This is a genomic window from Flavobacterium sp. (assembly GCF_021151785.1).
Classification (GTDB): domain Bacteria; phylum Bacteroidota; class Bacteroidia; order Flavobacteriales; family Flavobacteriaceae; genus Flavobacterium.
In genome coordinates this window covers 1-12,172 of the sequence record NZ_JAGKWP010000074.1, presented here as the reverse complement: position 1 = coordinate 12,172, position 12,172 = coordinate 1, and the positions used below count along the sequence as shown (strand labels likewise).

Annotated in this window: 10 protein-coding genes; 2 read left to right on the top strand and 8 right to left on the bottom strand. The window is 33.1% G+C overall.

The annotated features are described in order from the left end of the window. The first annotated feature begins 73 nt into the window (after window positions 1–73). Together QZ824_RS08395 and QZ824_RS08390 are read left to right on the top strand one after the other, a co-directional pair. Window positions 74–730 (top strand): CoA transferase subunit B, encoded by a 657-nt coding sequence (locus QZ824_RS08395; protein ID WP_291275570.1) that lies wholly within the window; start codon window positions 74–76, stop codon window positions 728–730. A gap of 92 nt (window positions 731–822) precedes the next feature. Continuing rightward, window positions 823–1,986: a class I SAM-dependent rRNA methyltransferase gene (locus tag QZ824_RS08390; protein WP_291275569.1), complete on the top strand. Its 1,164-nt coding sequence runs from the start codon at window positions 823–825 to the stop codon at window positions 1,984–1,986. Window positions 1,987–2,159: 173 nt separating this feature from the next. On the opposite strand, the gene QZ824_RS08385 is transcribed toward QZ824_RS08390, so the two are convergent. The 8 genes from QZ824_RS08385 to hppD form a co-directional block, all read right to left on the bottom strand. Next, complete coding sequence (locus QZ824_RS08385; protein ID WP_291275568.1) at window positions 2,160–3,767, bottom strand: fumarate hydratase; 1,608 nt, start codon at window positions 3,765–3,767, stop codon at window positions 2,160–2,162. An 83-nt stretch (window positions 3,768–3,850) separates the two neighbouring features. Continuing rightward, a complete protein-coding gene (locus tag QZ824_RS08380; RefSeq protein WP_291275567.1) occupies window positions 3,851–4,360 on the bottom strand; it encodes a hypothetical protein in 510 nt (169 codons plus the stop codon). Then, window positions 4,361–5,806, bottom strand: a complete 1,446-nt coding sequence (locus QZ824_RS08375; protein WP_291275566.1) for a nucleoside recognition domain-containing protein — start codon at window positions 5,804–5,806, stop codon at window positions 4,361–4,363. It lies immediately after the preceding gene. Between the two features lie 173 nt (window positions 5,807–5,979). Beyond that, entirely contained in the window at window positions 5,980–7,617 is a 1,638-nt protein-coding gene (gene pgi, locus QZ824_RS08370) for a glucose-6-phosphate isomerase (RefSeq protein ID WP_291275565.1), read from the bottom strand. Window positions 7,618–7,619: 2 nt separating this feature from the next. Beyond that, window positions 7,620–8,855, bottom strand: coding sequence for a peptidoglycan DD-metalloendopeptidase family protein (locus QZ824_RS08365; protein ID WP_291275564.1), 1,236 nt, complete (start codon window positions 8,853–8,855; stop codon window positions 7,620–7,622). Between the two features lie 22 nt (window positions 8,856–8,877). Continuing rightward, window positions 8,878–9,801 (bottom strand): tryptophan 2,3-dioxygenase family protein, encoded by a 924-nt coding sequence (locus QZ824_RS08360; RefSeq protein WP_291275563.1) that lies wholly within the window; start codon window positions 9,799–9,801, stop codon window positions 8,878–8,880. Between the two features lie 7 nt (window positions 9,802–9,808). Further along, window positions 9,809–10,579 carry a DUF3108 domain-containing protein gene (locus QZ824_RS08355; protein WP_291275562.1) on the bottom strand — a complete coding sequence of 257 codons (771 nt, stop codon included), beginning with the start codon at window positions 10,577–10,579 and terminating at the stop codon, window positions 9,809–9,811. A gap of 439 nt (window positions 10,580–11,018) precedes the next feature. Beyond that, window positions 11,019–12,170 (bottom strand): 4-hydroxyphenylpyruvate dioxygenase, encoded by a 1,152-nt coding sequence (gene hppD, locus QZ824_RS08350; RefSeq protein WP_291275561.1) that lies wholly within the window; start codon window positions 12,168–12,170, stop codon window positions 11,019–11,021. Window positions 12,171–12,172: the final 2 nt, after the last annotated feature.

Genomic DNA, 12,172 nt, shown 5'->3' with positions numbered 1-12,172 from the left:
TTTCTAAAATCATATCTTCTTCAAAAAGAAGGTAATTTTCAAATCATCAAATTTTCAAATCATCAAATAATATATGGCTTTAGATAAAAATCAAATAGCAAAACGTATTGCACAAGAAGTAAAAGATGGTTACTATGTAAATTTAGGAATCGGTATTCCTACTTTAGTGGCTAATTTTGTGCGTGAAGATATATCGGTTGAATTTCAATCAGAAAATGGTGTTTTAGGCATGGGACCTTTCCCTTTTGAAGGAGAAGAAGATGCGGACATTATTAATGCAGGTAAACAAACCATCACAACTTTACCAGGCGCAAGTTTTTTCGACTCGGCGTTTAGCTTCGGAATGATTCGTGCTCAAAAAGTTGATTTAACCATTTTAGGTGCTATGGAAGTTTCAGAAAACGGCGATATTGCCAACTGGAAAATCCCAGGAAAAATGGTAAAAGGTATGGGTGGTGCCATGGATTTAGTGGCTTCCGCAGAAAATATTATTGTGGCCATGATGCACGTGAATAAAGCAGGGGAATCTAAAATTCTTAAAAGATGTACGTTACCGTTAACTGGCGTAGGTTGTGTGAAAAAAGTAGTAACTGAATTGGCTGTTTTGGAAGTAACCCCTAAAGGTTTTAAATTATTAGAACGTGCACCGGGTGTTTCAGTTGAAGAAATCATCAAAGCAACAGAAGCCGAATTAATCATTGAAGGTGATATTCCGGAAATGCAATTTTAATTAATCAATTTGAAGATTTGAGAATTTGAAAATGTGATACTTGGTTAGTTACATTTTCAAATTTTCAAATTTTTTCATTTTCAAATCAATATATGTTCCCAAAAGTAATTTTAAAAAAAGGTAAAGAAAAATCTATCCAACGTCGTCATCCTTGGATTTTCAGTGGTGCGGTTTATGGTGTAACCCAAGAATTAAACGATGGGGAAATGGTAGATGTAGTTGACGCGCAAAAACAACATTTAGGAACAGGTTATTTCAGTGATAAAGGAAGTATTGTTGTTCGATTACTAACTTTTGGTGAGGAAACTTTTTCTGAGAACTTTTGGACCGAAAAATTACAATCGGCTTGGGAATTGCGTGTAAAGTTATTGAATATAGAAGTAACCAATGCTTTTCGTGTGATTCATGGTGAAGGCGACGGAATATCAGGATTAATCATCGATTATTATGATAAAAATTGGGTGATTCAAGCACACTCATCTGGAATTTATTATGCAGTGCAAGAAATTGCAAAAGCGATACAGCATTCATTTCCTGATTATTGTGAAACTATTTATTGTAAAAGTTCAGGAACTTTACCCAATACGGGTACCGATTATTTTTTATTTGGGAATAAGGAAGAGACCATTGCAAAAGAGAATAATATTTTGTTTTCGGTAAATTGGGTAGAAGGACAAAAAACAGGTTTCTTCTTAGACCAGCGTGAAAACCGAAAGTTATTAGGTGAATTTTCAAAAGGTAAAAAAGTATTGAATACGTTTTGTTATACAGGCGGATTTTCAATTTACGCAATGAGTTCAGGAGCTGAATTAGTTACATCAGTGGATATTTCTCAAAAAGCAGTGGATTTAGCTGCAAAAAACATGGAACTTAACTTTCCAAACGCCAATCACAAAGCGGTAGCAGACGATGTGTTCAACTTTATGAAGGAAAACCATCAAATTTATGATGTGATTGTATTAGACCCACCGGCTTTTGCAAAAAGTATTAAAAGCAAACACACAGCTACGCAAGCGTATAAACGATTAAATATTGCGGGATTAAAAGCATTAGCACCCAAAGGAATTTTATTTACTTTTTCTTGCTCACAAGTAATAGACGATGTGTTGTTTTATAATACGGTTGCTGCTGCAGCCATTGAAACAGGCAGAACCATTCGAGTGTTACACAAATTAGAACAAGGCCCAGATCACCCAACAAATATTTACCATCCCGAAGGACATTACTTAAAAGGATTAGTGTTATATGTAGAGTAGAATTAGTCATCTGTTTTTAGTGTTTAGTTTTTCAGGTAAAGTTTGTCATTCTGAACTTGTTTCAGAAATTAAATATTTTGCGAGAAGTTGAAAACGAACGCAGCTTGATAACAAAATAAAAAAACCTGTAAGTAGAAATGCTTACAGGTTTTTTATGTTTTATTTATAAATTCTTAATGACTTAATGCCGAAAAGAAATCATTTCCTTTGTCATCTGTAATAATGAAAGCAGGGAAATCTTTTACTTCAATTTTGCGAACGGCTTCCATTCCTAATTCAGGGAAATCAACCACTTCAACCGATAAGATATTTTCTTTCGCTAAAATGGCTGCTGGTCCTCCAATAGATCCTAAATAAAATCCTCCGTATTTGTTACAAGCATTCATTACATCAGCACTACGGTTTCCTTTGGCTAACATAATCATACTTCCGCCAGCGGCTTGGAATTCGTCTACATAAACGTCCATACGTCCAGCTGTAGTTGGTCCAAAACTTCCTGAAGGCATTCCGTCTGGCGTTTTTGCTGGTCCGGCATAATACACAGGGTGATTTTTGAAATACTCAGGCATCGGTTGTCCGGCGTCTAACAATTCTTTAATTTTAGCGTGCGCAATATCACGAGCTACAATCAATGTGCCATTTAATTTTAAACGCGTTTTGATAGGATAGTTCGATAATTCAGCCAATACTTCTTTCATCGGACGATTTAAGTCAATTTCAATGGCTGGTTCTAAATGTGGAGCAGTTTCAGGTAAAAACTGTTTCGGATTAGTTTCTAATTGCTCTAAGAAAATACCGTCTTTTGTAATTTTTCCTTTGATGTTTCGATCTGCCGAACACGAAACACCCATTCCAACCGGACACGAAGCGGCATGTCTTGGTAAACGAATGACACGTACATCGTGCGTTAAATATTTACCTCCAAATTGGGCACCAATGGAACTTTCTTGACAAATTTCTTGTACGCGTTTTTCCCACTCTAAATCACGAAAAGCTTGACCTGCCATGTTACCCGAAGTAGGTAAGTTGTCGTAATACCCTGCCGAAGCTTTTTTAACAGCCGCTAAATTAGCTTCTGCCGAAGTACCACCAATTACGATTGCTAAGTGGTATGGCGGACAAGCCGCGGTTCCTAAATCCATGATGCGTTCACGGATAAAAGCGTCTAATGATTTTTCGTTTAATAACGATTTTGTTTTCTGGTATAAGAAGGTTTTATTCGCTGAACCACCCCCTTTAGCTAAAAATAAAAACTCATACGAACTTCCTTTTTTAGCATAAATATCAATTTGTGCAGGCAAGTTTGAACCCGAGTTTTTTTCTTCAAACATCGAAATAGGAACAATTTGCGAATAACGTAAATTTCTATTTTGATACGTATTGAAAATACCTTTAGACAACCATTCTCCATCGTCCACACCAGTATAAACATTCTCTCCTTTTTTAGCCATTACAATAGCTGTTCCAGTATCTTGACAAGAAGGTAATTCGCCTTCAACGGCTACTACCGCGTTTTGTAATAAGTTATACGCTACAAAACGGTCGTTGTCTGTAGCTTCTGGATCGTCAATAATTTTTCTTAATTTTTCAAGATGCGAAGCACGTAACATAAAAGAAACGTCTTTCATGGCTTCTTCGGCAAGTAATTCTAAACCTTTTGGATCTACGATTAAGATCTCTCTGTCTCCTAATAGTTCTACTTTAACGTAATCAGAAGTTAATTTTTTGTATGCTGTATCGTCTTTTAAAATAGGATACGGGTCTTGGTATATAAAATCCATTGTTTTGTGTGTTTTGAAATGTAAAGTTAACAAATATTGATGGTATAGAAAAAGGAAATTTGGTTATTAGGTATAGTCATTTGCTAAATTTGAACTTTTCTAACGATTCCTTCATGAAGGAAATATTTATATTTTTCGAAAGAAACAAATTCAAGTATTTCTATTGTTTTATTTTTGTCTAATAAAAGCTCGTTCAAATTAGAGTATTTATAATCACTTTTAATTTTAGATTCTAAGGTGAATTTTAACTTCTGATTTGAAAGTATCAGATTAACGTAAGATTGATGTTTAAAGGGAAAATGATATTCAACTTTAATTACATCGTTATAATCAAATTCAATTTCAGTTTCATTTTTGATGTGAATTATATTCTTATCTGTAAAAAGGATTAAATTCTCCTCCGATTTATATTTGTTTAAAACATAGATAATTGTTCCAATTAAAACTATAAAAGTAAGAATGGCTAAAAATTTGTTTATAGAAAATGAAATAGCAAACAATACTAAAAACATTAAAAGGATGCCATAGTAGTATTTATCCTTAATAACTGAATTAAAATCGCCGTAAAATTTATAATTATAATTTGATTTCATTTATCTCACAAAAAACCAACTTGCCACAGCAATTGCCGTAATCACACAAATTAAGTCCACAAGTAACATGGTAGCTAAGGTATATCGGGTGTTTTTCACGTTTATACTTCCAAAATAGACGGCAATTACATAAAACGTGGTTTCGGCACTGCATTGGAAAATAGAACTCAAACGACCTGTTAATGAATCGGGACCAAAGTTATTCATGGCGTCAATCATAAATCCTCTCGAACCACTCGAACTAAAAGGACGCAACATAGCTACAGGTAAGGAATCGGTGATTTCTTTACTTACATTAAAATTTAAGAAAATAACCGAAATGCCTTCGCTCATCATTTCAAACAAACCACTGTTTCTAAAGAATGAAATAGCCGCTAACATGCCTAACACATAAGGAAAAATAGTAACACCGGTTGTTAAACCGTTTTTAGCTCCTGATACGAATGCATCGAAAATAGTGGTTTTTTGTTCTACAAATTTTTTCTCTTTGATGAAAGCATAGGTTAATGTTAATCCAATAATAGCAATTAACAAAATGGCTGATAAATTAGAAGTAAAGAAGTTTTTTTCGATAAGGTTCAAACCGTTGATGTAAAACAATAGTCCAACAATTGCGGCAATTACGGACATTAGTCCGATTAACAACGTGGCACTTTTGAAGTTGATTCGTTGACGAATACCCACCAATAATAAAGCGGCTATGGTTCCAATAAACGAAGTGATGATGCAAGGTAACATTACATCGGCTGGATTGGCAGCATTAGCGGCGGCTCTATACCCAATGATAGAAGTAGGAATTAAAGTTAAACCCGCAGCATGCAAACACATGAACATGATTTGTGCATCACTAGCACGGTCTTTATCTGGGTTTAAGGTTTGTAAACTTTCCATGGCTTTTAAGCCGAAAGGTGTTGCAGCCGAATCTAATCCCAAAAAGTTAGCAGCAAAATTTAACGTCATGTAAGAAACCGATTCATGGTTTTTAGGAATGGATGGAAATATTTGTGTAAAAAACGGACTTAATTTTTTGGCTAATTTCTCGGAAGCACCTGATATGATAAGCAATTCCATTAAACCACAGAAGAAAGCTAAATACGCCATTAAGGGTAAAATGATGTCGAATAAACTCGCTTTACAAGTAGGTAATAATCCGTCCGATTTTTGTACTCCACTATACATTTTTACGGTTTTGTTTTTAAAAACATAAGTAGTATCCGCATTTAACGTATCGATATTTACTTTAAAGGTTTTTTCTTCCGCTTTTAAGATTGAATCTTGTAATGGTTTTGGGAATTCATTTATAAATTTTTCAGCAATTAAAATGGGTTCGTCTTTTTTTCCATTTAACACATAATCAATGGAATAATATTGTGAAGTGAATAAACCTACAATGATAAATAGGATAGAAGAAATAAAAATGACCAACCAAAATCTGCTTAAAACCATACGAATTTATTTTTTGTAAATATAAGGAATGTGTTTTGAAATTCATCACCCTAGCCCAGATTGCAACGGCATCCTTTATAAAATGGATTGGAAATAACAAGGGATTTATAAAGATAGAGTGGAAAGCTGGAATAGCTTCAAAAAAAGGATTCCATTTCTGAAATCCTTAGTGTTTATTTACTTAAAAATCGTTTTATTAATTGTGTCGTTGAGCTATCATGTTGTTGAAGCGATTTGGTTTCAATGTCCACCAAAATAGAATTAGCTAATTGTTTTCCTAATTCAACGCCCCATTGATCGTAACTGAAGATATTCCAAATAACACCTTGAACAAATATTTTATGTTCATATAGCGCCACTAATTTTCCTAATGAAGCAGGTGTTAATTGGTCAATTAAAATAGTGTTTGTTGGTTTGTTTCCTTCAAAAACTTTAAACGGAATTAAGTCTCTTACGTCATGTTCCGATTTTCCTTGTGCGGCAAATTCAGCGATTACTTGCTCTTTGGTTTTACCCATTAATAACGCTTCAGTTTGTGCAAAAAAATTAGACATTAATTTGTTATGATGGTCTTGTTCGCCGTAAAGGGGTTTAATGAAACCAATAAAATCGGTTGGGATTAATTTAGTACCTTGATGTATCAATTGGAAAAAAGCATGTTGCGAATTGGTTCCAGGTTCACCCCAAACAATGGTTCCAGTTTGGTAATTTACAGGAAAACCATTTCTACCAATAGATTTACCATTACTTTCCATGATGCCTTGTTGTAAGTAGGGCGCTAGTTTTTGTAAATATTGTGTATAAGGAATTAGCGCTTCGGTTTCAGCACCAAAAAAGTTATTGTGCCAAATGCTTAATAAGGCTAATAGAACTGGAATGTTTTTTTCAAATGGTGTGTTTCTGAAATGTTCGTCCATTTCATTAGCTCCATGTAAAAGTTGTTCAAAATGGTTGTAGCCTACACTTAAGGCGATACTTAATCCAACAGCGCTCCAAAGGGAAAAGCGTCCGCCAACCCAATCCCACATAGGGAAGATGTTTTCTTCTGTAATTCCAAATTCGGTTACTTTTGAAATATTGGTAGATACAGCAGCAAAGTGTTTGGCAATTTCTTTTTCATTTGCCGATTGTAAGAACCATTTACGAACGGTTTCGGCATTAGTTAAGGTTTCTTGAGTAGTAAATGTTTTAGAAGCAACGATAAAAAGTGTTGTTTCTGGATTTACTTTTTTAAATACTTCTTGTACATGATCGCCATCGATATTGGAGATGAAGTGAATGTTTAAATGATTTGAATAAAATTGTAAGGCTTCAACAACCATAGCCGGACCTAAGTCGGAACCTCCAATTCCAATATTAACCACATCGGTAAAAGCTTTTCCAGTGAACCCTTTTCTTTCACCAGAAATAACTTGGTCAGTAAAATTTTTAATTTTTTGTTTAGTGGTTTCAATCAAGGGTGCAATAGTTTCTCCATCTACAACAACGGTAGTGTTTTTTGAACGTAAAGCAGTGTGTAAAACCGCTCGATTTTCAGTAGTATTGATTTTATCTCCAGAGAAATATTTTGTAATAGCTTCTTTTAAATCAACTTCATTGGCTAAATTAATTAGCAAAGCAATAGTTTCTTCGGTCCAATTGTTTTTTGAAAAATCAACAAAAAAATCTTGCCATTCAATGGTAAATTTTTCAGCTCTATTAGAGTCGTTTACAAATAATTCTTTGGTAGACTGATATTGAATGTTTTCAAAATGTTCACGAAGTTTTATCCAAGCTTCTGTTTCAGTTGGATTTATAGTATTAAGTGCCATAATTATTCTTCTTTAAAAGTTTTAGCAGAGGTATCGTCTAATTCTTTTTTAAGTGGTTTGATGTATTCTAAATAGCTCCCTTTTTGTTTTTTCGACATAGGTTCAGTATTTGGTAATCTTAATCGAAGTGGGTCTACTTGAACACCATTTTTCCAAAAACGATAGCAAACATGTGGTCCAGTAGCTAAACCGGTACTTCCTACTCGACCAATGATTTGACCTTGAGAAACACGTTGACCTGTTCTTACTAAAATTTTAGACATATGTAAATATTGCGTACTGTACATACCGTTGTGTTTAACTTTTACAAAATTTCCGTTCCCTGCAGTATAACCTGTTCGCTCTACAACTCCAGAAGCAGTGGTTTTGATTGGAGTGCCATGTGGTGCGGCATAATCGGTTCCGTTGTGTGCTTTCCAGCGCAATTGTACGGGATGAAAACGTGCTCTTGAGAAACGAGAAGTTAATCGGAAATAATCTAAAGGAGCTTTTAAAAACATGTTTTTTAGACCTTTTCCGTCTTCATCATAGTATTCGAAATATTTTTGATTTTCACTTAATTTATACGGGAAAGCATATATTTTTTTGCCTTTATACTCAAAATAACAAGCTTCAATTTTTTCTACACCTAAATAATCTCCATTTTCAAAATATTTTTCTTGTACAGTGATAGCAAATTTGTCTCCTTTTTGAATTTTAAAGAAGTCAATAGAATAGGCATAAATTTGCGCCATTTGCGGTGCTAATGCTGTACTTACACCAAGTTTGTCTAGTGTTTCTGATAAAGAGCCATTCAATTCAGCAGCAACAGTTCTACGTTTGATTACCGTAGGTTTTGCCTTCATTTGTACAACTATTGAATCTCTTAAATCTACTACAAGATAATTAGTCTTGTCTTGAACATAAACAAGTGCTTTTAATTCTTTTTTATTTTTTTTATCTGAAAAGGTAATAAATTCTTTTCCTGCACGAATGTTTTTTATATTGAAAGAGTCTTTTATTTTTTCGGTTACATCATGAGATTTTAAGCTATCTGGTAGTGTAAACGATTCTAGAATAGTGCTAAATGTATCGCCTGATTGTAAGGTGTCTCTAACAACATTATAGTCATTAAAAGTAAACCCATAATCTTTGATTATAGGTTCCTTTTTTATAGTTTTTTTGGTTTGTGTTTTAGACTTCTCTTGATTGCATGAAAAAGTCAAGATAGCTAAAAAAAGACAAATAAAATATTTCAAATCTTAATCCTCCGTTCTTAAATTATTCACCCCAATTTTTTAATTCTTCTTCTGTCCATAATTCTGGGAAGAAAATACGTCTTTGGTATTTTGGCAGCATGTATTTTTTCCAATCACTACCACCTGTTGCTTCACCATTCCCTTGTCCGCTTTCTATGTATTTAACAGCAGCATTGTAATGAGCCATGACCCAAGTGATGTTAACGGTTTTGTCAAAATGACGCATCGCAGTTATTAATTCTGGATTTTTTTGATCGTTTTCAGGTAATTGCTTGAATTTTTGCCAAATATTAATGGTGTTATATTCTTCCATAAAACGGAGAAATTCATCTTTATATTTTCTTTCAAACTCAAGAATTAAATAGCTTTTTTCTCCTGTTTTATAATCTTTTCCCGCTGCTTGCCAATATAAATGTTCAAAAGCATGGGAGTAGGGAGTGTTTCTGTCAATTGTAGCTCTGAATCTAGCGTCTATTAAGTTGATTAAATCAGTTGAAGCAAATTCAATTAATCTATATTGAGCACTTTGAAAGCCACTGGCTGGCGTTAATGTATTTCTAAATTTCATATATTGTTCAACCTCCATGCCATCTTTCATAATATCAAAGGAAGTAGTTAGCATGTCAAAATATCTTGAAATCCGCATTAATTTTTCAGTAAAATATGGTGTCTCTGGTTTTTCTGTGTGGCATAATTGATTGATTTCCCACAAGATCATTTTAAACAATAACTCATTCACTTGGTGATACATGATAAAAACCATTTCATCAGGTAGTGTAGTGCGTTGTGTTTGTAAATTGAGTAAAGCATCCGTTTGGATATAATCCCAATAAGTAATTGGTTTAGACCATAATAAACCCTCTAAGTGAGTTTCCGTTTTTTGATTTATAGCACTAAATTTTTCTTCTAGTAAATTTATTTTTTCTTGTAGTTCGATTGATAACATTTTTTATCTAATTAAATTTTATTGGATATTTTAATCCTTTGTAATCTTCTAAATCTGCTTTCAAAGACCCAACAGCTAAACTGGCTTTTATTCTAATTGGAATTTTATTGTAATCATCAGAAATCCAAACAGTTAAACTCTCTTCTTCTTTAAATACTCGTCCAGCTTGTACATAAGGCCTAAACTTTTTACAGTTTATATCTCCAAATTTACTGCTTATATTTTCTTCACCAAGATATTTTAATTTAAATTTTATGGTTTCATCATCAAAAAACATATCGATTGTTATTGATTCACCCATTTTTAAGTCGTCTACTTTTGGATGATTTCTTAAGTAGTAGAATGAAGATACTATATCTTGGACATTTTCAGGGACGTTGAATGTTTTTTCTGTTTTATTTTTATAGTCTTTTACGAGTACGGTGTTCGTGGCTTGATTGAAGTATCCTTGTTGATTTTTAGTATAACCTCCTTCATTTATTCGTCTGATGTATACATAAGGTTTATTTGTTTCTTTATCAAAGTAACTTTCGTAGTTATCATCTACTTTAAAGAAAAATTTTGTCATTCCTGTTGTTACGCCTTTACCTACAACATGGTGCATTTTTTTGCCATTTAATGTAGCATCTTTAACTTCAAGTGTAGCATGTCCTGCATTAACTAATCCATAATGAATACGAAGTTTTATGAATTCTCCAATAGAATAGGCATCCGTTTGTTCAGTTTTAAACGAGTTCGCGATAATAAAGATGGTAAAAAGAAGCAGGAATCTTTTCATAATTAATTGTTTTTCATTGGAGATTACAATTATTGTTCCAAAAATACAAAAACAAAAAAACTCAGTCAAAAGAAATGACTGAGTTTTTATGCTATTAACCAACCAAAAAACTATAAATTATGAAAAACTTATAACAATATGAGTCTACTACCTCTCAGATTGCGTTTGCAAATTTAGGCTGGTTTTTGAATATTATTTAATAAAAAATCAACTTTAACATTTTTAACAGAAAAATATTTAAAAAATAAGCTAAAAATTTAACAATATTAAAAAATAATTCTGTTTTGTAGTGATTTTATCAAGAATAATTTGTTATATTTTAAACTTTTTTACTTCTTTTTTTGATATTTTTGACATAAAAAATAGCTTTTGGTCTTTTTGAATGCTATATCAACAAAAAAACGCTCCATTACGAAGCGTTTTTTGAGTTATTTGTAATTTACAGTGTTCCTCGTAAAGCTTGTTCTCTTTCAATTGATTCAAATAAAGCTTTAAAGTTACCCGCTCCAAATCCACGAGCACCCATACGTTGAATAATTTCAAAGAAAAGTGTAGGTCTATCTTCAACTGGTTTTGTAAAGATTTGTAGTAAGTAACCTTCATCATCAGCATCAATCATGATACCTAATTTTTGAAGTTCATTAATATCTTCTTTAAATTTAGACATATGGTCTTTCAAACGTTCTGGAATAGCATCATAATAAGCTTGAGGTGGTGTGCTTAAAAATTCTACTCCTCTCGCACGCATATCAGTTACTGTTTTGATGATGTCATCTGTAGCTACAGCAATGTGTTGTACACCTTCGTCTTCATAGAAATCTAAATATTCTTCAATTTGAGAGCGTTTTTTACCATTAGCGGGTTCATTGATTGGGAATTTTATTCTTCCATTTCCATTTGACATTACTTTAGACATTAATGCAGAATATTCTGTAGTAATTTGTTTGTCGTCAAAAGAAAGGAAATTAACAAATCCCATCACATCTTCAAACCATTTTACGGCTTCATTCATTCTGTTCCAGCCCGTGTTACCAACCATGTGGTCTATGTATTTTAAGCCAACGGGTTCAGGATTATAGTCAGATTTCCATTCATTGTATCCAGGTAAAAAGATACCATTGTAATTTTTACGTTCTACAAAAATAAAAACAGTTTCTCCATAAGCACCATAAATACCCGCGCGAACAACTTCTCCATTTTCATCTTTTTCTACAATAGGCTCAAAATATGATTTTGCTCCACGGCTAGTTGTTTCTTCATAAGATTTACGTGCATCTTCTACCCAAAGTGCAATTACTTTAACACCATCGCCATGTTTTTTTACATGTTCTCCAATTGGTGAATTGCTATTTAAGGCTGTTGTTAATACTAAACGGATTTTATCTTGTTTTAACACATAAGAAGCTCTGTCTTTTACACCTGTTTCTAAACCTGCATAGGCCAATGATTGAAAACCAAAAGCAGTTTTATAAAAGTGAGCCGCTTGTTTTGCGTTTCCAACATATAATTCTACATAGTCTGTTCCTAATAAAGGCAAAAAATCTTGTGCGCCTTCAAATATTTTTTCTAAACCGTATTCTACTGATTTTATTT

Coding starts and splice junctions, on each gene's coding strand:
- QZ824_RS08395 (WP_291275570.1), top strand. CDS start 74: ATGGCTTTAGATAAAAATCAAATAGCAAAACGTATTGCACAAGAAGTA.
- QZ824_RS08390 (WP_291275569.1), top strand. CDS start 823: ATGTTCCCAAAAGTAATTTTAAAAAAAGGTAAAGAAAAATCTATCCAA.
- QZ824_RS08385 (WP_291275568.1), bottom strand. CDS start 3,767: ATGGATTTTATATACCAAGACCCGTATCCTATTTTAAAAGACGATACA.
- QZ824_RS08380 (WP_291275567.1), bottom strand. CDS start 4,360: ATGAAATCAAATTATAATTATAAATTTTACGGCGATTTTAATTCAGTT.
- QZ824_RS08375 (WP_291275566.1), bottom strand. CDS start 5,806: ATGGTTTTAAGCAGATTTTGGTTGGTCATTTTTATTTCTTCTATCCTA.
- pgi (WP_291275565.1), bottom strand. CDS start 7,617: ATGGCACTTAATACTATAAATCCAACTGAAACAGAAGCTTGGATAAAA.
- QZ824_RS08360 (WP_291275563.1), bottom strand. CDS start 9,801: ATGTTATCAATCGAACTACAAGAAAAAATAAATTTACTAGAAGAAAAA.
- QZ824_RS08355 (WP_291275562.1), bottom strand. CDS start 10,579: ATGAAAAGATTCCTGCTTCTTTTTACCATCTTTATTATCGCGAACTCG.